General features: G+C 71.1%; 20 protein-coding genes. 6 read left to right on the top strand and 14 right to left on the bottom strand.

The features are described 5' to 3' along the window. Positions 1 to 28 precede the first annotated feature (28 nt). Positions 29 to 823, bottom strand: a complete 795-nt coding sequence (locus ACFVFQ_RS10920; RefSeq protein ID WP_383412259.1) for a serine protease — start codon at positions 821 to 823, stop codon at positions 29 to 31. A 313-nt stretch (positions 824 to 1136) separates the two neighbouring features. On the opposite strand from ACFVFQ_RS10920, the gene ACFVFQ_RS10925 reads away from it, so the two are divergent. Next, the gene (locus tag ACFVFQ_RS10925) at positions 1137 to 3095 is read left to right on the top strand and encodes an amino acid transporter (RefSeq protein ID WP_383412262.1); all 1959 of its coding nucleotides are present in this window, start codon (positions 1137 to 1139) and stop codon (positions 3093 to 3095) included. Between the two features lie 13 nt (positions 3096 to 3108). Here ACFVFQ_RS10925 and kdpB read toward each other — a convergent pair whose 3' ends face one another. Then, positions 3109 to 5301 (bottom strand): potassium-transporting ATPase subunit KdpB, encoded by a 2193-nt coding sequence (gene kdpB / locus ACFVFQ_RS10930; protein ID WP_383412373.1) that lies wholly within the window; start codon positions 5299 to 5301, stop codon positions 3109 to 3111. Between the two features lie 413 nt (positions 5302 to 5714). On the opposite strand from kdpB, the gene ACFVFQ_RS10935 reads away from it, so the two are divergent. Continuing rightward, entirely contained in the window at positions 5715 to 7577 is a 1863-nt protein-coding gene (locus ACFVFQ_RS10935; protein ID WP_383412265.1) for a glycoside hydrolase family 15 protein, read from the top strand. Between the two features lie 468 nt (positions 7578 to 8045). On the opposite strand, the gene ACFVFQ_RS10940 is transcribed toward ACFVFQ_RS10935, so the two are convergent. The 4 genes from ACFVFQ_RS10940 to ACFVFQ_RS10955 all read right to left on the bottom strand — a co-directional run bounded on the left by ACFVFQ_RS10940 (position 8046) and on the right by ACFVFQ_RS10955 (position 11904). Then, entirely contained in the window at positions 8046 to 8693 is a 648-nt protein-coding gene (locus ACFVFQ_RS10940; RefSeq protein ID WP_383412268.1) for a class I SAM-dependent methyltransferase, read from the bottom strand. Positions 8694 to 8927: 234 nt separating this feature from the next. Then, complete coding sequence (locus ACFVFQ_RS10945) at positions 8928 to 9443, bottom strand: hypothetical protein (protein WP_383412271.1); 516 nt, start codon at positions 9441 to 9443, stop codon at positions 8928 to 8930. 880 nt (positions 9444 to 10323) lie between these two features. Next, a complete protein-coding gene (locus tag ACFVFQ_RS10950) occupies positions 10324 to 10773 on the bottom strand; it encodes an acyl-CoA thioesterase (RefSeq protein ID WP_383412376.1) in 450 nt (149 codons plus the stop codon). A gap of 192 nt (positions 10774 to 10965) precedes the next feature. Further along, the gene (locus ACFVFQ_RS10955) at positions 10966 to 11904 is read right to left on the bottom strand and encodes an alpha/beta fold hydrolase (protein WP_383412274.1); all 939 of its coding nucleotides are present in this window, start codon (positions 11902 to 11904) and stop codon (positions 10966 to 10968) included. 182 nt (positions 11905 to 12086) lie between these two features. Between ACFVFQ_RS10955 and ACFVFQ_RS10960 the strand changes: the two genes are divergently transcribed. Further along, entirely contained in the window at positions 12087 to 12815 is a 729-nt protein-coding gene (locus ACFVFQ_RS10960; RefSeq protein WP_383412380.1) for a TetR/AcrR family transcriptional regulator, read from the top strand. 84 nt (positions 12816 to 12899) lie between these two features. Here the strand turns inward: ACFVFQ_RS10960 and ACFVFQ_RS10965 are convergent, their stop codons facing one another. The 5 genes from ACFVFQ_RS10965 to ACFVFQ_RS10985 form a co-directional block, all read right to left on the bottom strand. After that, positions 12900 to 13820, bottom strand: coding sequence for an alpha/beta fold hydrolase (locus ACFVFQ_RS10965; RefSeq protein WP_383412277.1), 921 nt, complete (start codon positions 13818 to 13820; stop codon positions 12900 to 12902). Positions 13821 to 13834: 14 nt separating this feature from the next. After that, positions 13835 to 14077 carry an acyl carrier protein gene (locus ACFVFQ_RS10970; RefSeq protein ID WP_383412280.1) on the bottom strand — a complete coding sequence of 81 codons (243 nt, stop codon included), beginning with the start codon at positions 14075 to 14077 and terminating at the stop codon, positions 13835 to 13837. A 64-nt stretch (positions 14078 to 14141) separates the two neighbouring features. Beyond that, positions 14142 to 15182, bottom strand: a complete 1041-nt coding sequence (locus ACFVFQ_RS10975) for a beta-ketoacyl-ACP synthase III (protein WP_383412283.1) — start codon at positions 15180 to 15182, stop codon at positions 14142 to 14144. A 111-nt stretch (positions 15183 to 15293) separates the two neighbouring features. Further along, positions 15294 to 16211 (bottom strand): polysaccharide deacetylase family protein, encoded by a 918-nt coding sequence (locus ACFVFQ_RS10980; RefSeq protein ID WP_383412286.1) that lies wholly within the window; start codon positions 16209 to 16211, stop codon positions 15294 to 15296. A 75-nt stretch (positions 16212 to 16286) separates the two neighbouring features. Further along, a complete protein-coding gene (locus ACFVFQ_RS10985) occupies positions 16287 to 16919 on the bottom strand; it encodes a GNAT family N-acetyltransferase (RefSeq protein ID WP_383412289.1) in 633 nt (210 codons plus the stop codon). Between the two features lie 202 nt (positions 16920 to 17121). Between ACFVFQ_RS10985 and ACFVFQ_RS10990 the strand changes: the two genes are divergently transcribed. Next, entirely contained in the window at positions 17122 to 19611 is a 2490-nt protein-coding gene (locus ACFVFQ_RS10990; protein ID WP_383412383.1) for an ATP-dependent Clp protease ATP-binding subunit, read from the top strand. Positions 19612 to 19618: 7 nt separating this feature from the next. Here the strand turns inward: ACFVFQ_RS10990 and ACFVFQ_RS10995 are convergent, their stop codons facing one another. The 3 genes from ACFVFQ_RS10995 to ACFVFQ_RS11005 are packed head-to-tail and all read right to left on the bottom strand — an operon-like array spanning position 19619 to position 22499. Further along, positions 19619 to 20851: a cytochrome P450 gene (locus ACFVFQ_RS10995; RefSeq protein ID WP_383412292.1), complete on the bottom strand. Its 1233-nt coding sequence runs from the start codon at positions 20849 to 20851 to the stop codon at positions 19619 to 19621. 57 nt (positions 20852 to 20908) lie between these two features. Then, positions 20909 to 22276, bottom strand: a complete 1368-nt coding sequence (locus tag ACFVFQ_RS11000; RefSeq protein WP_383412295.1) for an NAD(P)/FAD-dependent oxidoreductase — start codon at positions 22274 to 22276, stop codon at positions 20909 to 20911. Next, positions 22266 to 22499, bottom strand: a complete 234-nt coding sequence (locus tag ACFVFQ_RS11005) for a ferredoxin (protein ID WP_383412299.1) — start codon at positions 22497 to 22499, stop codon at positions 22266 to 22268. Before ACFVFQ_RS11005 ends, ACFVFQ_RS11000 begins: the two co-directional genes overlap by 11 nt. 569 nt (positions 22500 to 23068) lie before the next feature. Between ACFVFQ_RS11005 and ACFVFQ_RS11010 the strand changes: the two genes are divergently transcribed. Together ACFVFQ_RS11010 and ACFVFQ_RS11015 are read left to right on the top strand one after the other, a co-directional pair. After that, the gene (locus ACFVFQ_RS11010; protein ID WP_383412302.1) at positions 23069 to 24274 is read left to right on the top strand and encodes an acyltransferase family protein; all 1206 of its coding nucleotides are present in this window, start codon (positions 23069 to 23071) and stop codon (positions 24272 to 24274) included. 246 nt (positions 24275 to 24520) lie between these two features. Further along, a complete protein-coding gene (locus tag ACFVFQ_RS11015; protein WP_383412307.1) occupies positions 24521 to 24793 on the top strand; it encodes a hypothetical protein in 273 nt (90 codons plus the stop codon). Positions 24794 to 24811 lie beyond the last annotated feature (18 nt).

Genomic DNA, 24811 nt, shown 5'->3' on the forward strand with positions numbered 1-24811 from the left:
CGCCCGGCCATGCCCCATCGGACAGGGCCTAGGAGCCCGCGATATAGGCGTGGATCGCCGGATCGCTGACCTTCGTATAGACCCCCGGATGCCCCGCCGCGGCACACCCCGTCCCCCAGGACGCGATCCCCGCCAGTCGCCCGTCCACCACCAACGGCCCGCCGCTGTCCCCCTGGCACGCGTCCTTGCGGCCCGCGACATAGCCGTAGCAGGTCATCCGCGGCGTGATCGTGGCCGGTCCGTAGGCCCCCTTGCAGTACGCGTCGGACAGCTTGGGCACATCGACCCGCCGCAGGTGCTCGGGCAGAGCGCCGCCGTCCCGCGTCGCGCCCCAGCCGGTGACGGTCGCCGGGGTGCCCTCGGCGGGCTCCTTGCCCTCCGCCGCCAACGGGATGGCCCGTACCTCGTCCCCGAGCGCCAGCGGCGACGCCAACTCCAACACCGCCACGTCGTAGTCGATCGTCGCGGCGTCGAACTTCGGATGCCGGAGCACCCGCGCCACCCGCACCACCTGCCCGCCGGTGTCCCGCACGCTGCTGCCCGCCCGGACGCTCAGCGAGCCCGCCGGGATCCCCGCCGTGCAGTGCGCCGCCGTCACCACCGCATCGGCGCGGATGATCGAACCGCCGCAGACGTGGCCCCCGCGGGTGCGCACCGACACCTGCCAGGGCGCGTCCCGCACATCGGCGTCCCTGCCGCCGACGATGCGGGTCTGTAGCGCCGCCCGCTCCGCCGCCGTCGCCGGCGCCGGCGGCACTCCGATCAGTACCGCCCCCAGCACCGCGACCGCCGCCACCCCGCCCCGCAGCCATGACCGTGCCATTCCGCCTCCCGCATCCCGATCGGTCAGGACCCCTCCTCCTCCAGCGATCCTCAGGCACCCCCCGCCGCACCGGGGCGAAGAGCCCGTGCTTTCCACCGAATTGGTGGTCTTGGGCCCGGCGGCGTTTGAACGCCCCTCCCCCTCCAACGGGACGCCGGCCCAACCCCGTTGAAACCCGGCCGACTCATTCGTCACTCCCGAGACACGACCCCCGCCAGTCTCCGAACGCCACGGCCCCGCCCCCGGAAATGCGTACGCTGACCCCGCCGCCTAACGATGGCCGGATCCTTTCGGTGTACGACGGGAGCACACGATGGCCGCCTCCGCCCCTGCCGGTGCCACGCCCAGTGCGCGGCAACGCCTGCGCGCCTGGATGCTCCAGGGCCTCGCCGACCTCGGCGCCGCGCACCGCGCCCCCGCCGAACAACCCGCCCACCGGGGCCAGCGCTGGTGGCGCGTGATGTGTCTGACCGGCGTCGACTACTTCTCCACCCTCGGCTACCAACCGGGCATCGCCGCGCTCGCCGCCGGCCTCCTCTCACCCATCGCCACCCTCGTCCTGGTTGTCGTCACCCTCGCCGGCGCGCTCCCCGTCTACCGTCGGGTCGCCACCGAAAGCCCGCACGGCCAGGGCTCCATCGCGATGCTCGAACGCCTGCTGTCCTTCTGGAAGGGCAAGCTGTTCGTCCTCACCCTGCTGGGCTTCGCCGCCACCGACTTCCTCATCACCATCACCCTGTCCGCCGCCGACGCCGCCACCCACCTCGTCGAGAACCCTCACGTCCACAGCGCCCTGCAAGGCCGCCAGATGATCGTCACGCTGGTCCTCATCGCCCTGCTCGGCGCGGTCTTCCTCAAGGGGTTCCTGGAGGCGATCGGGGTGGCCGTCGTCCTCGTCGGCATCTACCTCGTGCTCAACGCCGTCGTCGCCGTCACCGGCGTCTGGCACGTCGTCACCGCCGAGCACGTCATCACCGACTGGACCCATGTGCTGACCGTCCAACACGGCAGCATTCCGGCCATGATCGCGGTGGCCCTCCTGGTCTTCCCCAAACTGGCCCTCGGCCTCTCGGGGTTCGAGACCGGCGTCGCCGTCATGCCGCACATCGAGGGCGACCCCGACGACACCGAGGCCCGCCCCACCGGTCGGATCCGGGGCGCCAAGAAGCTGCTGACCACCGCCGCCGTCATCATGAGCATCTTCCTCATCATCACCAGCTTCGTCACCACCCTCCTCATCCCCGCCCCCGCCTTCCGCCCCGGCGGACCGGCCAACGGCCGCGCCCTCGCCTACCTCGCGCACCAATACCTCGGCCCCGCCTTCGGCACCGTCTACGACATCTCCACCATCGCCATCCTCTGGTTCGCCGGCGCCTCCGCGATGGCCGGGCTGCTCAACCTGATGCCGCAGTACCTCCCGCGCTACGGCATGGCGCCCCACTGGGCCCGCGCCGTCCGCCCCATGGTGCTGGTCTTCACCGCCGTCGCCTTCCTGGTCACCTGGCTCTTCGACGCCGACGTCGACGCCCAGGGCGGCGCCTACGCCACCGGCGTCCTGGTCCTCATCAGCTCCGCCGCGATCGCCGTCACCATCGCCGCCCACCGCGCCCAACAGAACCGCTGGGCCATCGGATTCGCCGTGATCTCCGTGGTGTTCCTCTACACCACCATCACCAACATCATCGAACGTCCCGACGGCGTAAAGATCGGCGCCTGCTTCATCGCCGGCATCATCCTGCTCTCCTTCACCTCACGCCTCGCCCGCGCCTTCGAACTCCGCGTCACCGCCGTCGTCCTGGACGACACCGCCCAACGCTTCGTCCGCGACATCGCCCAACGCCGCATCCGCCTCATCGCCAACGAACCCCACCGCGGCGACCTCACCGAATACCGCAACAAGGCCCAACAGATCCGCGCCGACAACGACATCCCCGCCGAAGACGACCTGGTGTTCGTCGAGGTCACCATCGGCGACCCCTCCGAATTCGAGAGCGAACTGCACGTCAACGGCCATGTCGTGCACGACCGTTACCGCGTCCTCAAACTGGAGAGCGCCGCCGTCTCCAACGCGCTGGCCGCCCTCCTCCTCCACATCCGCGACACCACCGGACAACGCCCGCACATCTACTTCGAATGGACCGAGGGCAACCCCCTCGCCCAATTCCTGCGCTACTTCCTCTTCGGCCAGGGCGAAGTCGCCCCCGTCACCCGGGAAGTGCTCCGCGAGGCCGAACCGGACCGCAGCCGACGCCCCCGCGTCCACGTCGGCTGACCCGGCCCGCGCCTCAACCCAGCCCCGGAATCCCCGAGATCAACAGATCGATCAGCTTGATCCCGAGGAACGGCGCCACCAGGCCGCCCAGGCCGAAGAACGCCAGGTTCCGACGGAGCAGGTCGTGTGCGGACGCCGGCCGATACCGCACCCCGCGCAACGCCAGCGGAATCAGCGCCACGATCACCAGCGCATTGAAGATGATCGCCGACGTGATCGCCGACGTCGGACTGTGCAGCTCCATCACGTTCAGCGTCGACAACCCCGGATACACCCCCGCGAACATCGCCGGAATGATCGCGAAGTACTTCGCCACATCGTTGGTGATCGAAAACGTCGTCAACGCCCCGCGCGTGATGAGCAGTTGCTTGCCCACCTCCACGATCTCGATCAGCTTCGTCGGGTTGGAGTCGAGATCCACCATGTTCCCGGCCTCCTTCGCGGCGGAAGTGCCGGTGTTCATCGCCACCCCGACGTCCGCCTGCGCCAACGCCGGTGCGTCGTTCGTCCCGTCACCGGTCATCGCCACCAGCCGCCCGCCCGCCTGCTCCCGGACGATCAACCCCAGCTTCTCCTCCGGAGTGGCCTCCGCCAGATAGTCATCCACCCCCGCCTCGTGCGCGATCGCCCGCGCCGTCAACGGATTGTCACCGGTGACCATCACCGTCCGGATGCCCATCCGCCGCAGCTCGGAGAACCGCTCCCGAATCCCCTCCTTGACCACGTCCTTCAGATGCACCACCCCCAACACCCGCGGCCCCCGCCGGTCTTCCATCGCCACCAGCAACGGCGTCCCCCCGGCCGCGCTGATCGCATCGCTGAACAACCGCGCCTCCGCGGGCACTTCACCCCCCAACTGCCCCATCCACTCGATGATCTGCGCGGACGCCCCCTTGCGGATCACCACCTCACCCGGATACCGACCACCCGACCCGGACCCGTCCGCAGCTTCCGAACCGTCCGCCCAACGCAGGTCCACCCCGCTCATCCGCGTCCGCGCGCTGAACGCCACATACCGCACAAACGCCAGCTCCCCCTCCGTCGGCGCCTCCAACCCGTACTTCTCCCGCGCCAGCGCCACCACCGAACGCCCCTCCGGCGTCTCGTCCGCCAACGACGACAACTGCGCGGCATCCGCGAGCGCCAGCTCATCACCCCCCGGCATCGGCACGAACGCCACCGCCTCCCGGTGACCCAGTGTGATCGTCCCGGTCTTGTCGAGCAACAGGGTGTTGATATCCCCCGCCGCCTCCACCGCACGACCCGACATCGCCACCACGTTCCGCTGCACCAACCGGTCCATTCCCGCGATGCCGATCGCCGACAACAGCGCCCCGATCGTCGTCGGGATCAACGTGACCAGCAGCGCCACCAACACCGCCGTCTGCTGCGCCGCACCCGCGTACGACGCCATCGGCTGGAGCGTCACCACCACCAGGATGAACACGATGGTCAGCGCGGCCAACAGGATGTGCAGCGCGATCTCGTTGGGCGTCCGCTGCCGCGCCGCACCCTCCACCAGCGCGATCATCCGATCCAGGAAGGAATGCCCGGACCGCGAGGTCACCCGCACCACGATCCGGTCCGACAACACCGTCGTACCGCCCGTCACCCCGGACCGGTCACCACCCGCCGCCCGCAACACCGGCGCCGACTCCCCGGTCACCGCCGACTCGTCGACGCTGGCCACCCCGTCGACCACCTCACCGTCCGCCGGCACCGCCTCGCCCGCCTCGATCACCACGAAGTCGAACGGCCGCAGATCCGACGCCGGCACCGTCTCGGTGACCGCACTCTCCAGATGCACCCCCACCCGCCAGTTGTCCCGCAACCGCCGCGCCATGAGATCCGTCCGGGCCCGGCGCAACGACGCCGCCTGCGCCCGGCCCCGCCCCTCGGCGACCGCCTCCGCGAGCTGCGCGAACACCACCGTCAGCCACAGCCACCCGCTGATCACCCAGCTGAACACCGACGGATACAACACCGCGGACAGCGTCGTCAGCAGCGAACCACAGGCCACCACGAACAACACCGGATTCCTGGCCAGCGCCCGCGGATGCAGCTTCCGCATAGCCTCCGGCAACGCCGTCAGCAACACCCGCGGATCGAACAACCCGGCCGGCGCCCGTCGCCGCCGCTGACCTCGATGGTGACCACCCGAACCGCCTCCGGACCCACCAGCGCCACGCACGGGGACGTCCCCCATGGCGTGCTCCGGAGCCGTCGGCGAGGGGACGGGGACGCGGGACGGGGCAGCAGGCATGCGCGCAGGCTTTCTGGAGCGGCGGATACGGAAGAAGGAGCCAGGAGACGCCCGTCCCGGTACCCAGGCGCACACAGCCAGGGCGCGCAGGTTCGACAGCATCGGCATGGGGTCCACGGACCGCCGCCGACCTGCGCGTCCGCCGTCCACGGCCGCCTCCCGGCCAGCACCGAATCTAGGCCCTCGCCCACCCACACCGACCCGGCCGGCGACGGAATTTGCGGCTCTCTTACGTCCTGGCCATGGCTCCGCACCGCCCACGGACCGGCGGCAGCCGTGGACGGGCGACGCCGACCCGCCCGGAGGTAGCCTGAATCCACTGCTCCTGCTCGTTCCCCCAGCGCAGGGGAGGCCAGATGACGACGCCCACGGGGCTCCTGACGACACCCACCACGAGCCTCCGCCCCAGCAGGGCCGATGCCCCGCGCTATGTCCCCATCGCCGAACACGGCCTGATCGGCGACATGCGCACCGCCGCCCTCGTCGGCACCAACGGCACCATCGACTGGTACTGCTGTACCCGCTTCGACGCCCCCAGCGTCTTCGCCGCGCTCCTCGACGCCGACCGCGGCGGGGCCTTCGCCCTCGCCCCCGACGTACCGGCCCGCACCAAGCAGTTCTACTTCCCCGACACCAACATCCTCATCACCCGCTTCTTCGCGGACAACGGCGTCGCCGAAGTCCAGGACTTCATGCCCATCGTCGGCGACTCCCGCGAGGCCGACCGGCACCGGCTGATCCGACGCGTGCTCTGCGTCCGCGGCTCCCTGCCGTTCCACGTCCGCGTGGCGCCCCGCTTCGACTACGGGCGGCAGACGCACACCGTCACCGGCCACCACCAGGGCCTGACCGTCTTCGACTCATCGGAACTCTCCCTCGCGCTCACCTCCAGCGTCCCCGTCGACATCGACGGACCGGACGCCCACGCCTCGTTCACCCTCGCCGAGGGCGAGGCCGCCGTCTTCGCCCTCGACCGGATCGGCGACGGCGTCGAACCCCGCTTCTGCGCCGTCCGTGAGGCCGAGCAACTCTTCGGTGCCACCGTGCGCTACTGGCGCGGCTGGCTCGCCCACTCCCGCTACCGCGGACGCTGGCGGGAGATGGTGCACCGCTCCGCCCTCACCCTCAAACTCCTCACCTACGCACCGACCGGCGCCATCGTCGCCGCCCCCACCACCAGCCTGCCCGAACAGATCGGCGGCGAGCGCAACTGGGACTACCGCTACGCCTGGGTCCGGGACGCCGCCTTCTGCATCTACGCCCTGCTCCGCCTCGGCTTCACCGACGAAGCGGAGTCGTTCGTGCACTTCCTCTCCTCGAAGATCTGCCTGAAGGACTGCGCCCACGGCCCGCTCCAGATCATGTACGGCATCGACGGCCGCAGCGAACTCCCTGAACTGGAACTCCCGCACCTCGAAGGCCACTTGGGGTCCGCCCCGGTCCGCATCGGCAACAACGCCGTCAACCAGCTCCAACTCGACATCTACGGCGCCCTGATCGACTCCCTCTACCTCTACGACAAGTGGGGCCAGCCGCTCTCCAGCGACCACTGGGACACCGTCTGCAGCCTGGTCAACTGGGTGTGCGACAACTGGGACCAGCCGGACGAGGGGATCTGGGAGACCCGCGGCAAGATCCAGAACTTCCTCTACTCGCAGCTGATGTGCTGGGTGGCCATCGAACGCGCCATGCGCATCGCCCGCCACCGCGGTCTACCCGCCGACATGATCCGCTGGGGGAAGGAGCGCGACGCGATCTACCGGCGCATCATGCAGCGCGGTTGGTCCGCCGAGCGCGGGGCGTTCGTCCAACACGAGGGCGCCGACGTCCTGGACGCCGCCGTCCTGATGATGCCGCTCGCCAAGTTCATCTCGCCGACCGACCCGAAGTGGCTCTCCACCCTGGACGCCCTCGGCGACGAACTCGTCTCCGACTCCCTGGTCTACCGCTACGACCCCAAGAACAGCCCCGACGGCCTCCGCGGCGAGGAAGGCACCTTCTCCATCTGCTCGTTCTGGTACGTCGAGGCGCTCTCCCGCGCCGGCCGCCTCGACGAGGCCCGCCTCGCCTTCGAGAAGATGCTCACCTACGCCAACCACCTCGGCCTCTACGCCGAAGAAATCGGCCGCACCGGCGAACAGATCGGCAACTTCCCCCAAGCCTTTACCCACTTGGCCCTGATCAGCGCAGCATTCAACCTGGACCGGGCACTGGGGTGAGGACGGGGCTGGGGGGCGGGGGCGTGTCGGAGCCCTGTTCTTGGGGTCGGGGGGCGTATCGGAGCCCCGTTCTTGGGGGCGGGGTCGGGGCCGGGGTCGTGTCGAGGTTCCGTTCCGGGGACCTGTAGCGGGACCGGTGTCTGGGCTCGGTATCGGGGACCGGTATCGGGCATCTGGCATCTGGCATCGAGGACTTCCAGCCGGCCCTGGCTTCGAGCGCGCCATGTCCGAACCGCGCCCCGTGATCGGCCCTGCCCCCTGCCCCGCCCCTGCCCCCTGCCCCCCGCCCCTCCCCCCGCCCGCCCCGTGCCCCCCCCAGCCCGGCCCGTCCTCCCTTCCCGGCCCGCGCCCGCCGCTGTTCGAGGGCGCTGAGGCCGGCCCGGTGGCTTGACTCGCTCCTCTGGCCTGTGAGGCAGACCAGAGGAGCCCAACAGCCCCTCCGCACCTCCCCGTTGCGGCTGCCGCTCGTCAGCCGGAGGCGCCGCTCGGGCGGGCGGTCCCGATGATCGAGGGGGATGCCGGATACGCCCTGCTGTCGGGGCGGAACTCGAACCGCCGCACGGTCTCGATCGTGAAACCCGCCCTCCGGATGGCGGCTTCCGTGTCCCGTGTGACGTTGCATCCCCCTCCGGCCAGCCGCCAGAGCGGATTGAGTATGCGCTGCCGCCGGTAGACGCGAGGGTCTTGCGCCCGGACGTGCTCGTAGAAGCGCAGTTCGCCGGTCGGCTTCAGGACCCGCAGGGCCTCGGCGAGCGCGGCGGGGACGTCCGCGATGGTGCACAGGACGAGTGAGGCCACCACCACGTCGACGCTTGCGTCGTCGAGCGGTAGGCGCTCCGCTCGACCCGGCAGCACCTCGACCGGTATCCGCGCCGTGGCCGCGGCCCGTGCGGCGAGGCCCCGCAGTCTGGGCTCGGGCTCCACCGCGAAGACCCGCTCCACCTCCGCCGGATAGTGCCGGAAGTTGGAGCCGATCCCCGCACCGATCTCGACCACTCTGCCCCGGGCGCCCGCGAGCAACTCCCGTCGGTGTTCGAGCGAACCGTGGGCATCCGCATAGGCGCTGATGCGTGGATAGAGCCGTGCGAAGAATGGGTGTGACACCTTGTCCGACATGCTGCGCTCCCCGTGATCATGTGCCCTGTGTGCGGGGAAGACCCCGCTGTCTTGCCGCTGTCACCTCCTCAACAAGCCTTACTGGCTGGCGTTCTGAGGACATTGCATCAGTCGGTGGGGTGCTGGGGCATCGGAGCGCGGGTGGAAAGGTGGGCTCCCACCCTGGGTTGATCAGCAGAAGGGGTGCCAACCCTCGGTATGGGACGGCTGCGAGCGGTACTCCGGGGTGTCCCGTCAGGCGTCGCCAGGCAGCAGGTGCTGGTTGACCTGGTGGAAGGCCCAGGAGCCCTTGGCGTGGGTGAAGACCCAGACCAGATCGAAGCGGTCGGGCCACTTGTGCGGGACGCCGGTGTCCGAGGCGCCGAGCGCGTCGACGATGTCAGGGATGCGGCTGTGCTCCCAGCAAATCAGCACCGGGCCGGTGGCGGCGAGGGCGGCCTTCGCGAGGTTGCTCTCCTCGGACTCCGCGTAATCCAGGTTGAGTTTGAGGCCCATGTGATGGGCGAGCGGGGTGACGGTCTGTCGCATCCGGTGGGCGCCGGCGTTCGGGCCCTGGTCGGTGGCGGCGTAGAGGGTCCGCGGGCGCTGGAGGCCGGCCGGGAGGGGCTTTCCTGCCGGCGGGTCGAAGAGCTTGGGCAGCCCGTTGGCCCGGTCCCAGCCGCGCTGGGTGAGCGACTTGTGGTCCTCGTGGCCGTGTTCGTCGATGCCGGGGTGGTGCTTGTCGGGCTTCTCGCCGTGCCTGATGATCATGATGACGGTGGAGTCCCCGGGCGCGGCCTTCCCGGGCCCGTGCGGAGCGATGGCGGCTGCGGCCTCCTTGTGGCCGCCGCAAGCCGTGAGGATCGCCGGGGCCGCCGCGGCCAGCCCGGCCAGTACCCATCTACGGCTCGGTGCCGGGCGGCCCGAGGCGGCAGTTGGGGGAGTGGGGGAAGTGTCAGCTGTTGTCCGGCGATGCGGCATGTGCGCAGTCTCCTTCGTGCAGCGGAAGGGTGGGGGGTCGTGCTGCGGCAGTAGAGCACGCTTCCCTGAGGATGCCCGCCCGTTGGTGGCGTCAAGGTGCATACGGGCGGACAAGGGCGGCGGCAAGACGGGCGAAGCGGGACGCGTCGGGTGAGGGGTGCGCTAGGCAGTGTCCCCAGGGTCAGGGTTGGAGGGGCCCTAGGAAGGCAGCGCGTCCAGGGCGGCCTGCCAGGGGTAGGCGTCGGGATTCCCGGCCTTCGGCGGGTGCGGTGTGAAGCCGTCGCCCCGAGCGGCACGGTGATGCCGGCGGCCAACAGGGTGTCCGGCGGCGGCAGTACGTCCGGCTGGCTCGGCAGCTTGTACTGGTGGCGGACCGGGTGCCCGGTGAGGTCGGTCAGGGCCTCGACCGCGCCGTCGGTGTCCTCGGATGCCCACCGATACGCGGCGGGCGTCAGCACCACGCAGACGTCCCAGCCGGCGCTCTGGGCGGCGCGGACGGGCACGTCGATGCGGCGGACCGGCGGGGCGGCGCAGGCGATCACGTACAGGGTGCGAGTCGTCGTCACCGGGGAAGTCCACAGCGCCTGGTGTGCGCCCGCAAGAGTGCGTCGGCTACTGGGACGGCGGGACCGGTGGGCGCCCGTATGTCTCCGTGGAAGTGGCGCGCCCGTCAGATGCTCAGCTTCGTTGCCGGCCACTCCTGGAGCGCGGTGCGGACGTCGTCGGGGAGGGGGACCGCCCGGTGGGTGTCGAGAGAGGTGCACACCAGCGCGGCCTTGATGCGCACCCGTACGTCCGAGGGGTCCGGGCCCGTGCCGACCAGTAGGAGGTGGAACGAGCTCTTGCCGGTCCGCTCCACGGACAGGGTGAAGCGCAGCGTGTCACCCAGGGTGCTCGGGGCCAGGAAGTCGCATTCGACGCGGGCGGTCGGCATGCCGATGCGCCGCTCCAGGAGGAGTTCGGGGTAGTCGACGGTCAGGCCGGCCTCGAACCACTCCTGGACGATCTCGTTCAGGAAGACCAGGTACTGCGCGAAGAAGACGACTCCGGCGGGGTCGCAGTGGTGGAAGTAGACCTTCTTGTCGCGGGTGAACTGCCGTGGTGCGCCGTCGGCCGGCATGCTCTGCACGATCGTGATCCGCCTCTCCCGGTTGCCCGTCGGCCGTCCGACGGCTTCGGCCCCGCCCCCAACGTCGGTGGTCCCGTCTGCCCCGTCAAACGGGCGCTGCTGCGTCCGGCGCAACCGCCGCCCCGGCGCCCTACTGGCGGCGGGCGCCGACCAGTTGGGGCGGCGGCTCGTGGGCGGTGTGCGTCAGCCGTCGGCGAGCCGGCGTACGTGGTGGGCGATGTCGTGCCACACGTGTGGTGGCAACTCGTGGCCCGTTTCGGGGAGTGGGACGAAGCGGGCGCCCGGTATGCGTGCGGCGACCGCCAGGCCCGCCGACGGCTTGATGAGGGGGTCGTCCAGGCCGTGCAGGACGAGGGTCGGCGCGGTGATGCGGTCGATGGTCGGGCCGTGCCACTGGGCGCCGATCTGCCGGCTCTGGCTACGGGCGTCGAGGATACCGGGGTCGGGGGCGTCGGCGAGTTGGGCCCGGACGGCCCGCTCGTCGAAGGGGCGGGCGGGGGAGCCGAGGAGGCGGGCGAGTGCCACGCCGGCCTCGATGTGGCCACCGGGGGTGCTGGGGTACCGCATGCGGCTGAGCCGGGCGAGGGTGCGGAGCCGGACGTGGCGCAGGGTGGCCGGTCCGGCGATGTCCCCGGGGACGGCCGACACGGAGGTCAGCGTGCGGACGCGTCGGGGGTGGCGCAGCGCGACGCGTTGGGCGACCGCGCCGCCGAGCGACATGCCGAAGAGGTGCGCGGAGTCCCAGCCCAGCGCGTCCAGCACCGCGACGGCGTCGTCGGCCATGTCCTCGGCGGTGTAGGCGTCGCCGCGCCTGCGGAGGAGGGAGGAGAGGGGGTTGGTGGTGGCGGTGGGCGGCAGGTGGGTGGATTCGCCCCCGTCCCGTTGGTCGTACCGGGCGAGGTCGAAGCCCCGGGCGGCCAGTACTTCGGCCAGGCCGGTGGGGAACCATCGCCTGGAGGCGCCCAGTCCGGTCACCAGGAGCAGCGGCTCTCCTTCGGGGTGGCGGGGCGTCAACTGGTCGTAGGCCAGCCGGACTTCCCCGTTGGTGGCCCACCGGGTCGCGCTCCAGGTAGCCGAGCCCGAGCCCTCGCCTCCCTCCTGGAGAGCCCCTTCGTTCCGCATTGCGTCGTCTCGTTTCCCGTTCATGGCGGTGTGCGGTCCTTCCGTCCGGCGCCGCTGCGGCGAATACTGCGAACACCGTTCGCGGTTATGGAGCTATGCTTACCACTGACCGGACGGATGAACAAAGGGGCAGGTGAGGCGAGTTGGCCGGCAAGCGGGACCCGGGGACGGATGCGGAAGAGATGGTGCTGGTGTGGGAGCGGCCCGCGCGGGGTGCGCGCGGACCCGCGCCCGAGCGGAGCCGCGAGCAGCTCACCGAGGCCGCGATCGGGCTCGCCGACGCGGGCGGACTGGCCGCCGTCTCCGTCCGGCAGGTCGCCCGGGAGCTGGGCACCGGGCCCGCCTCGCTCTACCGGTACGTCGCCGGCCGGGACGACCTGGTGGACCTGATGGTCGACGCCGCCACCGGGGAGGTCGATCTCGACGTGGCGCTTACGGGAGACCCGATGACGGACCTGGTGGCGCTCGCCGCCCGGACGCAGCGGGTCCAACTGCGCCATCCCTGGCTGCTGGAGGTGGCACCGGAGGCCCTACGGGCGGGACCGAGGGCGCTGGACTACCTGGAGTTCGCGCTGCGCGCGCTGGAGCCGGTGGCGGGGCTGACCGGGCCGGCCAAACTGGAGGCGGTGGGCGTGCTGAACGCCCTGGTCGCCATGTTGTCCGGGGCGGAACTCCGCGCCCGCCGATCCCCTACGGGCCGCCAGGCGGCGCAGGCCGCCTACCTGGACACGGCCGCCCGACGCGGCGCGCACCCGTTGCTGGCACGGGCGTTGACCACCGGCGCGGCGAACGGCCCGACCGGCGGGGCGCTCCCCGGCGCCGCCGGCCACGCCGCCGGCAGCGGGGCCCATTTCGAGCGCGTCGTCCGGCGGGTGCTGGCCGGCCTGCTGGCTCCCGATCCGCAGGGTTGACGACGCCCTGGCCCGCCGCCGATCCGCCCCGAGGCACCGCACGCGGCAACGACCGGCGGGGCGCGGCGCCCAACGGAACCGTCCCTACTGCCCCTGCAACTGCCCGCTGGGCAGGCAATACGGCAGCCCGTGTACCGGTTGGTCGCGGAGGAAGCGGGTGACCAGGTCGGCGTATTCGGCCTCGCGCTCCAGGTGGGCCATGTGGTCGGCGTCGCGGAGGAGGAGGAAGGTGCAGTCCTCGATGGTGGCGGCGACGGCCTCGTTCTCCGCCGGGGTGCTGGTGCAGTCGTGTTCGCCGGTGAAGACGAGCGCGGGGAGGCCGGAAATGCCGCCGGGTGGGCAGAGGTCGATGTCCAAGAGGTGCTCAAGGCAGGCCGCGTAGCGGAGCGCGGCACTCTGGGAGTCCCGCATCAACTCGCGTTCCAGGAGCCGGGCGGCGGCCGGGCCCTGGGCGACCTCGTGCCGGGTGGCGTCGTTGACGAGGATGTCGACGATGGTGCGGGCGTAGTCGCGGCGGGCGGTTTCGTCGGCCGGCGAGGAGCCCGTGCTCCCGGCCAAGGCGAGGCCCCGGTGGACCATCGCGGTCAGCCGCGGCCCGAGCCGGGGGGTGGCCCCGGCGAGCAGCAGACGCGCGACGCGGCCCGGGTGCGATTGGGCCAGGCGGTAGGCGATGGGGGCGCCGAAGGAGGCGCCGAGGATGTTGACCTGGTCCGCGCCGAGGCGGTCGATGGCGTGCAGCGTGGCCTCGACCAGGAACTCGATGCCGGCGGAGGCGGCCAGATCGTCGGCGTTTCCGGTGCCCGGCAGGTCCATCAGCGTCAGCGTGGTGTGGGCGGACAGCCGGCGCTCCAGGCGGGGCCAGGAGTACATGTCCTGGAGGGCGCCGCCGATCAGAACGAGCGGTTCGGTGCCGTAGGGGCGCCGGGGGGTGAGGATCCGGCACGCGTAGTTCATGCCCCGCAGGGCCAGGGGGACGAGGCGTTCATCGGCCTCCACGGTTTCCATGGCGCGCCTCCCGGCTACGGGGACGGGACGGCCGCGGCGGCGCGGTCGGCGATGAGCTCGGCGAGCGCGGCGACGGACGGTGCCGCGGACAGCTCGTCCTCGTCGATCGCCACGCCCATGACGTCCTCCAGCGCCATGGACAGCACGGTGACGGCCATGGAATCGATGCCGGCGGCGGCCAACGACGCTTCCGGGACGATCGGTTCGCCGGGCAGCCCGGCGCGGGTGACGAGGAGGTCCTTCAACTGGTCGTACATGGTGGTCACTTCCTTACGGGGACGGGGCGTTGGGGCGGTGCCCCGGTGGGGGCGGGCCGCGCGGTCAACGCTCGGGTTCGAGGCCGCCGGGCCACACGAGCGTCGTGGCGGCCCAGGCGAGGCCGCTGCCGAAGGCGACCAGCAGCACCCGGTGGCCGGGGCGGAGGGCGCCGTTGGCGGCGGCGTCCGCCAGGAGCAGGGGGACCGAGGCGGCGGCGGTGTTGCCCACCGACGCGATGTTCGACGGCACCCGCTCGGGCGGGATGCCCAACGCCTCGGAAACGGCGGCGCTGATCCGGGCGTTGGCCTGGTGGACGATCAGCCGATCGACGTCCTCAAGGGCCCAACCCGCCGCCGCGGCAGCCTGGTTGGCGGCGGCCGTCATGCGGCGGACGGCGTGCCGGAGCACCTCGTTGCCGCGCATCCTGACGTGGCGTTCGGCCTTCGGCGCGGTGTCCCGGCTGTCGCGGTTCCGCGCGCCGCCGACCGGGATCACGATGGCCTCGGTGCGTTCGCCGTCGCTGCCCCACACCACCTCGCCCAGGGAACCGGCCTGTCCGGGGCGGCCGGCCTCCAGGACGGCGGCGCCCGCACCGTCCCCGAAGATCGGCGCGGTCGACCGGTCGTCGGGGTCGATGATGGCGGACATCGTCTCGGCGCCGATGACCAGCACCCGCCCGGCCGTCCCGGAGCGGATCAGTCCGGCCGCCACGGTCGTGGCGTACAGGAAGCCGGAGCAGCCGGCGGCGATGTCGAACGCGGCGACGTTGCCCAGTTTGAGCCGGGCGGCGACATCCGGGGCGGTGGCCGGGCACGGGTGGTCCGGCGTGGTGGTGGCCAGTACCACCGCGTCCACGCCGGTCACGCCGGCGGACCGCAGGGCCCGGGCGCCGGCCTCGGCCGCGAGGTCGCCGGTGGCCGTCTTCGGGTCGGCGCGGCGGCGCACGGCGATGCCGATCCGCTCGCGGATCCAGGCGTCCGAGGTGTCCAGATGGGCGCAGAGATCGTCGTTGGTGACTTCGTGCGGCGGCAGCCAGGCTCCCAAACCGGTCAGTACCGCGGTCGCGGGGGCGGGGGCCGACGCTGTGTCCTCCGACTGATACATGGGGCAAATGTAATCAATCGGGCGGAAGGGGAGGCTGGTGAGCGCGGTGGTACGTGGCGTTGGGGTGGTGCCCGGTACAGCGGTTGGCGGCCCGCGTACCGGGCGCCGCCGTCAGGCCGGCTGCCCGGCGGTGGTCCGGGCGTAGTGCTCGGCGATCTCGTCGCTGGTGGTCAGCCACACCCCGGGGTGCTGGGCAACGAGCTCCAGCGCCTGGTCCAGGTACGTGTGACGGAACGGCTGGCCGATGACGAACGGATGCAGCGCCAGCGACATCACCCGGCCGCTGCCGGCCGCGTCGGCGTAGAGCTGGTCCAGCTGGTCCTTGACGATCTGCACGAAGTCCGGGCCGCTGAGGCTCTTGCCGACGAACAGGCTGATGTCGTTGAGCTCGATGGGATACGGGACGCTGAACATGCCGGGGACGTTGAGGCGGTAGGGCTGGTCGTCGTTGGTCCAGTCCAGCACGTAGGACAGGCCCAGTTCGGCGAGGAGCTCGGGGGTGCGGAAGGTCTCGGTGAGGGCCGGACCGAGCCAGCCGCGCGGGCGGTGGCCGGTGGTCCGCTCGATGGTGTCGACCACCTCGGTCAGATAGGCCCGTTCCTCGTCGGGGGTCATGTCCGCCTGGAGGACGGAGTTGTTCTTGCCGTGCGCGAGCCAGGCCCAGTTGCGGGCCCGGCCGGCCTCGATGATCTGCGGATAGCGTTCGCCGACATCGGAGTTGAGCAGCACGCTGGCGCGGATGCCGTGCCGGTCCAGGCTCTCCATCAGTCGCCAGATGCCCACCCGCGGGCCGTAGTCGCGCCAGCCGTAGTTGAGCGGGTCCGGGGCGAGGCCGGTGGTGCCGGGGAAGATGCTCGTCGAGGGCCGGTCGACCTGGTAGTGCTCGACGTTCACCCCGACGTAGAAGGCGATCCGGGCGCCGCCAGGCCAGGAGATCGGGGCGCGTTCGGTGATCGGGCTGTAGTCGTAGAGCTGGTTGTCCATGGGGCTCACCTCGGGTCCGTCGTGGGCGGTTTCCTTGATCCGCATCGTCGAACCCTCACACTGATGTGAGGGTCAAGCGGAGCCCGGAAGACGGTCGAGCGGGGCCGACTCGGCGGCTGGCTACGGGCGGTAGATGCAGGCCGCCAGGCTCGCGCACCGCCGCCAGCCGAGCGTCTCGTACAGGGCGCGGCCCGCGTCGGTCGCACCCAGGACACCCAGGTGTGCGCCCTCGGCCACGGCGTGGTCGGCGAGCGTGCGCATCACGAAGTCGCCCAGGCCGCGCCGGCGGTGGGCCTCCTCGGTCACCACCTGGTCCACGACGCCGGCCGGGCCCAGGACCGCCATCTGTCCCCGGGCGGCCAGCCCGCCGTCGGTGTCGTAGACCCGGACGCAGGTGACGCCGTCGGCGCGGTCCACGGTCGTGCGGTAGCCGTCGAGCGGCGTCGGGCGGGTGGCCCGCAGATCCGCGGCCATCAGGTGCCCCGTTTCCTCCTCGTCCGCCACCCAGCCCGCCGGGAGCCAGGGCTCCGCCGTCGCCAACTCCACCGGCATCTTGAGCCAGGTGTGCGGGACGGTGACGGAAGCGGCGGCAGCGCGCACCGAGGAGGCGTCGGGGTCGGGCAGTACATGGCGGCCGATCTGGTCGGGGCGGCCCACGTCGATGTAGTAGCCCCAGGGGTGCTCGACCGCGCGCGGGCGCCGGCGCGAGACGACCCAGCCGGCCGCCCAGATGCTGACGAGTTCCGAAACCATCGAAGCCCTTCCCGGGTAAGTGCTGATCAACGGCTGGGCACGTTACAGTCCCGGCGGGGCGGGCGGCACCCCTATTTGCCGTGGCGGACCCCGCCTCCAGTCGCCGCCCCGGACCGCCCGGCGAAGAATTGTCCGGGTACGGGCAATCGACTACGGCCGGCAGCACACCACCGTGGCGCTGCCCGCCGGACGGGTGGTCATGGTGACGACTTCGCCTTTCGGGTCCAGCGACCCGTTCTCCGACCTCTTCAACCGCTTCTTCGGCATGAGCCCGGCGGCCTCCCCACCGGCCGTCCAACGCGTCCCCATCGGGCGCCTGCTCAGCGACTCCGCACACGAACTCCTGGCGACGGCGGGCAAACGCGCCGCCGAGGACGGTTCCGACCTCGACACCGGCCATCTGCTGTGGGCCGCTACCCAAGTGCCGGCCTCCCGGCACCTCTTGGAGCAGGCCGACGCCGACCCCGACCAACTCGCCCAGGACATCGCCCGACAGCTACCCGCCGGCACCGGCAACGGGGAGCCCGCGCTCACCCCGGCCGCCAAGCGCGCCCTGCTCGCCGCGCACGCCCGCTCGCAGGCCGCCGGCGCCTCCTACATCGGCCCCGAGCACATCCTCGCCGCGCTCCTGGAGGACCCCCGCTCCGGCCTCACCCAGGCCCTCGGCCCCGAGGGCGCGCGGGAGCAGGGCGCCACCCGCGGCGACCGGCAGCCCGCGCAGGGTGGCCACGGCGACACCCCCACCCTGGACGAATACGGCCGGGACCTCACCGACGAGGCGCGCAGCGGAAAGCTGGACCCGGTGGTCGGCCGGGCCGAGGAGATCGAGCAGACCGTCGAGGTGCTCTCCCGCCGGACGAAGAACAACCCCGTCCTCATCGGCGACCCCGGCGTCGGCAAGACCGCGATCGTCGAGGGGCTCGCCCAACGCATCGTCGCCGAGGAAGTGCCCAAGGCGCTGCGGAACCGACGGGTGGTCTCCCTCGACCTGGCCGGGATGGTCGCCGGCTCCAAGTACCGGGGCGAGTTCGAGGAACGGCTGAAGAAGGTCATCGACGAGGTCACCGGAGCCGACAAGGGCGTCATCCTCTTCATCGACGAGCTCCACACCGTCGTCGGGGCGGGAGGCGGCGGCGAGGGCGCCATGGACGCCGGCAATATCCTCAAACCCGCGCTGGCCCGCGGCGACTTGAGCGTCGTCGGGGCCACCACCATCGACGAGTACCGCAAGCACGTCGAGAAGGACGCCGCGCTCGAACGCCGCTTCCAGCCGGTCATGGTGCCCGAGCCGAGCGTCGACGAGACCGTCGAGATCCTGCGCGGTCTGCGGGACGCCTACGAGGCCCATCACCAAGTGCGGTTCACCGACGAGGCGTTGGACGCCGCGGCGACCCTCTCCGACCGCTACCTCACCGACCGCTTCCTGCCCGACAAGGCCATCGACCTCATGGACCAGGCCGGCGCCCGGGTCGGGCTGCGCAGCCTCGACGGCCCCGGCCCGGCCGCCGAGATCGAGGACCGGCTGACCAAGCTCCGCCGGGAGAAGGACGAGGCGGTCAGCACCGAGGACTACGAACGCGCCGCCGCCCTCAAGGAACGCATCCGGCAGGCCGAGGGCGAGCTCGCCGACATCGGCGAGGAGCGCGAACAGGCCGCCAGCGTCACCGCCGAGGACATCGCCGAGGTGCTCTCCGCCCGCACCGGCATCCCCGTCGCCCAGCTCACCGAGACCGAACGCGACCGGCTGATGAAGCTCGAAGACGCCCTGCACGAGCGGGTGATCGGCCAGGACGAGGCGGTCACCGCGGTCTCCCAGGCGGTCCGCCGCAGCCGCGCCGGCATGAGCGACCCGAACCGGCCCAGCGGCAGCTTCCTCTTCCTCGGGCCCACCGGCGTCGGCAAGACCGAACTGGCCAAGGCCCTCGCGGAGTTGCTCTTCGGCGACCCGGACCGGATGATCCGCTTCGACATGAGCGAGTTCCAGGAGAAGCACACCGTCTCCCGTCTCGTCGGCTCCCCGCCCGGATACGTCGGCTACGAGGAGGCCGGGCAACTCACCGAGGCCGTCCGCCGCAAGCCCTACAGCGTCGTCCTCTTCGACGAGGTCGAGAAGGCCCACCCGGACGTCTTCAACCTGCTGCTCCAGGTCCTCGACGACGGGCGGCTCACCGACGCCCAGGGCCGCACCATCGACTTCCGCAACACCGTCATCATCATGACCAGCAACATCGCCTCGCAACGGATTCTGGCCCACCACGGATCCGTCGACGAGATCCGCGACGACCTGATGAAGGACCTCCAGGCGCACTTCCGGCCGGAGTTCCTCAACCGCATCGACGAGGTGATCGTCTTCCACGCGCTGACCCGCGACGACCTCATCAAGATCGTCGACCTGCTGCTGGAGCGCAGCCGGCGCCGGCTGCACGCCCAACAGGTCGGTCTGGGCGTCACCGAGTCCGCCAAGGAATGGCTGGCCAACCGCGGTTACCAGCCCGAATACGGGGCCCGCCCGCTGCGCCGCACCCTCCAGAACGAACTCGACAACCGGCTCTCCAACATGCTCCTGGACGGCACCCTCAACCCCGGTGACACCGTCCTCGCCGACGTCAGCGACGGCCAGTTGACGCTCACGCTCGAAGAGAAGCCGGCCGGCGGCAAGCCCTCCGAGGAGCCCGCCGCCACCGGATCCTGACCGGCGCTCAAGCCCCCGCGGCCGCCCCGGCACCCTGCGTGACCAGCAGGTGCCGGGGCCCGCGCAGGATCGGGCTGTGCCGGTAGGGCGGCGGGTCCTCGACCAGGCGCGGCTCGACCAGGTGGTGCAGCAGCGCGGCCAGCGCGACCTGGGTCTCCACCCGGGCCAGCGGCGCGCCGAAGCAGCTGTGGACCCCGCTGCCGAAGCCGAAGTGCTGGTTGTCCCGGCGGTCCGGAACGAAGCGCTCCGGGTCCTCGAAGCGCAGCGGGTCCCGGTTGCCGGAGGCCAACATCAGATACAGCGGTGCGCCCTTGGGGATGGTCACCCCCGTCACGTCGATGTCGGTCAACGGGGTGCGCTGCGGCAGCATGTGGACCGGTGGCTCGTAGCGCAGCAGCTCCTCCACCGCCGACGGCATCAGCTGCGGCTCCCGGCGCAGCCGGGCCAGCTGCTCCGGCTGGCGCAGCAGCGTGAGCATCCCGTTGGTGATGAGGTTGACGGTCGTCTCGTGCCCGGCGATCGTCAGCAGCGGCAGCGTCGTCATCAACTCGGCCTGGGTCAGCCGCCCTTGGGGACCGTCGTCGTGCACCAGGGCCGAGATCATGTCGTCGGTCGGGTCGGCCCGTCGCCGCTCGGCCAGCGCGCCCAGGTACTGCGCCATCGCCATCCGCGCCTCCACGCCGGCGCTCCGCTTCTCCGCGGGGTCCTCGTCGGGGGAGCGGTCCAGAGAGGCGATGACGGTGTTGGTCCAGCCGCGGATCTCGGGCATGTCCTCCTGGGGGACGCCCAGCAGCCGGCAGATGACGGTGACCGGCAGGGGATAGGCGACGTCGTCGACGATGTCGATCCGGTCCCGGTCGCGCAGGCCCTCGACCAACTCCCGGGCGATCGCGACGATGTCGGCGTGCAGCGCGTCCACCCGGCCCGGCGAGTGCGGCGGGCCGAAGGGGCGCATCGTCAACCGGCGCAGCCGGTCGTGCTCGGGGTCGTCGACGCCGATGAAGGACGGCGGCAGGTCGCCCGACCTGGCCAACGCCTCCTTTGGGTCGGTGCGGTGGCGCACGTCGGAGCTGATGCGGGGATCGTGCAGCAGCGCGGCGATCTCGTGGTAGGTGCCGACCAGGTAGCTGCCGTCGTTCTGCCGTGCCACGCCGTGCTCGCGGAGTTCGGCGTAGAGCGGATAGGGGTTGGGGCGGCTCGCATAGGCGTTGATCCGCTCCAGCAGGGTCTCCGTGGACATGCGCGGGGCTCTCCTCGTGACGGGGCGGGCAGGGGTGGCGGGGCGGTCGGCCGTAGTTCAGCCGGCCGGGCGCACCACGGCCAGGCGGCGGTCCGGCAGATGGCCGGTGAGGGCGACGGTCGGGCCGTGCGAGAGCACCTTGGGGTCCGGGACGTCGGAGGGCACGACCATCGGGGACTTGGGGCGGTCGGCGGCGCCCGGCTCCGGGGGGAACGGCGCCGCGGTCTCGATCAGGTGCTGGTAGTGCTCCAGCCACTTGGACCGGTTGACGCTGACCGCGGCGGTGATCCGGCCGCGGTACCCGTACGCCACGACCAGTCGGCCGTCCTCGACCGAGCCCTGGGCGACGGTCACCTGGTCGGAGAAGGTGGGCACGCCGACGGACTTGATGTTCAGGCCGAACTGGCTGGACCAGAAGGCCGGCACGGTCAGGTGGGGGCGCCGCTGGGGTCCGGGGGCGACCATGTTGTGGGCGGCCACCTCCGCCTGTGCCACCGCGTTGCCCCAGTGCTCCAGCGCCAACATCTGGTACTCGAAGAGCGGGTGCGGAAAACGGGCCACGTCCCCGGCCACGAAGACGTCGTCGGTGACGATGCCGTACATGGTGAAGGCCCGGCACCCGGCGTCGCAGGCCACGCCGCGCGGACCGGCGGCCAGTCCGGTGTCCGCCAGCCACTCGGTGTTGCGGACGGCGCCCAGCGCGACCACCGCGACGTCGGCCTCGATCCGGCTGCCGTCGGAGAGTTCGGCGCCGGTCAGCCTCCCGTTGCTGCCGGTGAGCGAGGTGACGGTCACTCCGCAGCGCAGATCGACGCCGTGCGCCCGCTGCAACCGGGCGGCGAACGCGCCCAGCGTCCCGCCGAGCGCGCCGACCAGCGGCGCCGGACCGCGCTCGGCGACCGTCACCTCCAGGCCGCGCTCCCGGCAGGCGGAGGCGATCTCCGAGCCGGTGAACCCGGCGCCGATGACCAGCACGCGACGCGGGCCGGCGTCCAGGCGCTCGGCGAGGCGGCCCGCGTCGCCGATGGTCCGGACCGTCAACACCCCGTCCAGGCGGGCCTCTTCGGGGTGTGGCCAGGGCCGGGCCCGGGTGCCGGTGGTGATCAACAGCCGGTCGTAGGGGACCCGTTCGCCGTCGGCCAGCAGCACGTCCTTGGTGTCCGGGTCCAGGCCGCTGGCGCGGACTCCCAGCTTCCAGTGGGCGTTCACCGGGTGGCGGGCCGGCAGCCCGACCGAGTCCGCCGGCACCTTTCCCAGCAGCACCTGTTTCGACAGCGGTGGCCGGTCGTAGGGCGGGTGCGGCTCGTCCCCGATCAGGGTCAGCTCGCCCGCGAAGCCCTCCGCCCGCAGCACCTCGGCCGCCCGCAGTCCGGCCAGGGACGCGCCGACGATGACGATCCGGCCTTCTGTGAGCTCACCGGACATCGGCCCCGGCCCCCTTGTCGGCCTCGGCGCCGGCCTGTTCGCCGACGAGGATGGCCTGGACCGGGCAGGCGGCCGCCGCGCGGCGCACCCGCTCCCGCTGCTCGGCGTCGGGCGCCGGGTGGTAGAGCAGCGCCTCCTCGCCGTGCAGCTCGAACACCCGAGGCGCCAGGAACACGCACTGCGCGTACCCCTGGCACCTGTTGAGGTCGACCACGATCTGCATTCCGCACCATTCCTCCGCGCGAGCCGTCGACTCCGTCCTACTCGCCCGCGGCGGGCGACGCGGGCGGTGCTGGGCCGGAGGGGTGTGCACGAGGAGTGAGGGCGCGCGGTGGCGTTCGACGGCGCTTCGGAGGCGAGGCGGGAGCGGCGGAAGAGCGGGTTTGGGACCGGTCCGGAAATGCCCGATGGCGCGCGGTCGATTTCCGCGGTCTTCGGGGAATATGCCCCGGACCCTTATGGCGCAGCATAGGAATACGGGGCAACGGGAAGGTAGCCGAAGGCTGAAGAGCAGTGAGACGGTGTCGTCGGGGGTGGTGGGCGGCGTCGGAAGCGGAAGTTCCGGTCGGAGTTCCGGCGGCTCGGGGAAGATCCGATCGACGGTGCCGGTATCCGTATTGACCCGTAATGTTCGACGACATGCGGGCATCCACCGAAACGTGATTAACGCAACGGTGTTGGCGCGATGCGGATCAAATTTTTGCGATCATTTCAAACGAAGTTGCCTCCCGTGTCCCACCTATGAGATGGGATAGGGGGAACGTTGCCCTACGAACTGTGAGGAACCGCAGGATGGCCTTCGCTGCACCTGGAACTCTGGCCGTACCAGGGAAGGGGCAGGGGCAATCCAGACTCTATGTCCTCGATGGGCTGCGCCTGGTGGCGGCACTGATGGTGCTGGCCTACCACTACATCACCCTCCGTGATGGTTGGGGCAAGGATCCGCATACCTTCTCACCGACCGTCTACCACCTCTCCCAATTCGGCTGGCTCGGCGTCGAAGTCTTCTTCCTCATCAGCGGATTCGTCATCTGCATGAGCACCTGGGGGCGGTCGCTCGGCGACTTCGTGAAATCCCGGGTCTCCCGGCTCTACCCCGCGTACTGGGTCGGGGTGTTGCTCACCGCGGCGGTGCTGATGATCTGGCCGCACGTGCGGAGCGCGGACAACCTCGAAACGGTGCTGACCAACCTCACCATGCTCCAGCAGGGCGTGGGTGTTTCGGACGTGGACGACGTCTACTGGTCGCTCTTCGTGGAGCTGAAGTTCTACCTGCTCTTCGCCCTCGTCGTGTACCGCGGCGTCACCTACCGCCGGTGCGTGCTCTTCTGCGGGCTGTGGACGGTGGCCGGCGTCGTGGCGCTCAAGGCCGACAGCAACTTCCTGTCGGTCTGGGCGATCGCGCCGTACTCGCCGTACTTCATCGCCGGCATCGCCTTTTACCTGATGCACCGCTTCAAGCCGACCCTGCTGCTCTGGGCGATTGTCGCGGTCGAATTCCTGCTGGCCCAGCACTACGTCCGCGGCCGCCTGATCATGAACGTCGGAGCCAAGGCAAGCATGGCGCACGGCTGGCCGGCGCGGGTCGGCGTGATCCTGGCCTTCGCCATCATGGCGGCCATCGCCCTCGGGGTATTCAACAAGGTGCGCTGGCGTTGGCTGGTGACCGCCGGATCGCTGACCTATCCGCTGTATCTGCTGCACATGTACATCGGATTCACTCTCATCGATCAGCTGCGCCACCGGGTGCCCGCGCTCGTCCTGCTGCCCAGCATCGTCGTCTTCATGCTGCTGCTTTCCTATGCCGTGCACCGGCTCGTGGAACGCCCCCTCGGCAAATGGCTGCGGGACGGAATTCAAAAGGGCCTTCAGGAAATGCGGCGGAATTCCAAGACTCAGGTCGCCTCGGAATCCGCCGCGGCTCCGCCGGACGCGAAGGCCAAGCCCCAGACGGTCGCCGAGGACTACCGGGTGGGAACTCAACGGCCGCACGGGTAAGGCGTAGACGGTATCGGACGGCCGGGATACGGGGCGCGGGAACGGCGCTCGATGCCCTGGTCGTGCGCCGAGCGGCGACCCCCGCGCACAGGTGGACGGAGGGGCGCACCGCCGGAACCGGAAAGCTCCAAGAAGGCCCCGGAGGGTGTGATCCCCTCCGGGGCCCGCCTTTTAGCGCGGTTTTTCCGGCCGGCCCGACAGGTCGCTGATTGCCAATACGGTGCGTGACCGGGCACCCTTGGCGTCATGTCTTACGTACGACTCGAAGCGTGGATCGGTGGGGAATGGCTGGAGGTGGACGCGATCAGCGTCACCGTGGAGGAATCCGCGCTGACCCTGTCCTTCGAGCGCCAGCGGACCGAGGCCGGATACCGGAGCATGATGTGGGAGCCGCTGGAACACTTCCTGCGCGAATACCGGGAGGAGCCGATAGTCATCGTCCCGTTGGGCCGTAGCCTGCCGGTGATGTACTCCCCGGGCTCCGCCGGCCCGTTCCGGTTGGCGGAGGTGACGGAGTGAGGGCGGAGTGAGGCGCTG

The sequence above is a fragment of the Streptomyces sp. NPDC057743 genome, from assembly GCF_042798755.1.
In the GTDB taxonomy this organism is placed as follows: Bacteria; Actinomycetota; Actinomycetes; order Streptomycetales; family Streptomycetaceae; genus Streptomyces.

Excerpts from the sequence above, each read along its gene's own strand:
- ACFVFQ_RS10920 (WP_383412259.1), bottom strand. The coding sequence starts at position 823 with ATGGCACGGTCATGGCTGCGGGGCGGGGTGGCGGCGGTCGCGGTGCTG.
- ACFVFQ_RS10925 (WP_383412262.1), top strand. The coding sequence starts at position 1,137 with ATGGCCGCCTCCGCCCCTGCCGGTGCCACGCCCAGTGCGCGGCAACGC.
- kdpB (WP_383412373.1), bottom strand. The coding sequence starts at position 5,301 with ATGGGGGACGTCCCCGTGCGTGGCGCTGGTGGGTCCGGAGGCGGTTCG.
- ACFVFQ_RS10935 (WP_383412265.1), top strand. The coding sequence starts at position 5,715 with ATGACGACGCCCACGGGGCTCCTGACGACACCCACCACGAGCCTCCGC.
- ACFVFQ_RS10940 (WP_383412268.1), bottom strand. The coding sequence starts at position 8,693 with ATGTCGGACAAGGTGTCACACCCATTCTTCGCACGGCTCTATCCACGC.
- ACFVFQ_RS10945 (WP_383412271.1), bottom strand. The coding sequence starts at position 9,443 with ATGATCATCAGGCACGGCGAGAAGCCCGACAAGCACCACCCCGGCATC.
- ACFVFQ_RS10950 (WP_383412376.1), bottom strand. The coding sequence starts at position 10,773 with ATGCCGGCCGACGGCGCACCACGGCAGTTCACCCGCGACAAGAAGGTC.
- ACFVFQ_RS10955 (WP_383412274.1), bottom strand. The coding sequence starts at position 11,904 with ATGCGGAACGAAGGGGCTCTCCAGGAGGGAGGCGAGGGCTCGGGCTCG.
- ACFVFQ_RS10960 (WP_383412380.1), top strand. The coding sequence starts at position 12,087 with ATGGTGCTGGTGTGGGAGCGGCCCGCGCGGGGTGCGCGCGGACCCGCG.
- ACFVFQ_RS10965 (WP_383412277.1), bottom strand. The coding sequence starts at position 13,820 with ATGGAAACCGTGGAGGCCGATGAACGCCTCGTCCCCCTGGCCCTGCGG.
- ACFVFQ_RS10970 (WP_383412280.1), bottom strand. The coding sequence starts at position 14,077 with ATGTACGACCAGTTGAAGGACCTCCTCGTCACCCGCGCCGGGCTGCCC.
- ACFVFQ_RS10975 (WP_383412283.1), bottom strand. The coding sequence starts at position 15,182 with ATGTATCAGTCGGAGGACACAGCGTCGGCCCCCGCCCCCGCGACCGCG.
- ACFVFQ_RS10980 (WP_383412286.1), bottom strand. The coding sequence starts at position 16,211 with ATGCGGATCAAGGAAACCGCCCACGACGGACCCGAGGTGAGCCCCATG.
- ACFVFQ_RS10985 (WP_383412289.1), bottom strand. The coding sequence starts at position 16,919 with ATGGTTTCGGAACTCGTCAGCATCTGGGCGGCCGGCTGGGTCGTCTCG.
- ACFVFQ_RS10995 (WP_383412292.1), bottom strand. The coding sequence starts at position 20,851 with ATGTCCACGGAGACCCTGCTGGAGCGGATCAACGCCTATGCGAGCCGC.
- ACFVFQ_RS11000 (WP_383412295.1), bottom strand. The coding sequence starts at position 22,276 with ATGTCCGGTGAGCTCACAGAAGGCCGGATCGTCATCGTCGGCGCGTCC.
- ACFVFQ_RS11005 (WP_383412299.1), bottom strand. The coding sequence starts at position 22,499 with ATGCAGATCGTGGTCGACCTCAACAGGTGCCAGGGGTACGCGCAGTGC.
- ACFVFQ_RS11010 (WP_383412302.1), top strand. The coding sequence starts at position 23,069 with ATGGCCTTCGCTGCACCTGGAACTCTGGCCGTACCAGGGAAGGGGCAG.
- ACFVFQ_RS11015 (WP_383412307.1), top strand. The coding sequence starts at position 24,521 with ATGTCTTACGTACGACTCGAAGCGTGGATCGGTGGGGAATGGCTGGAG.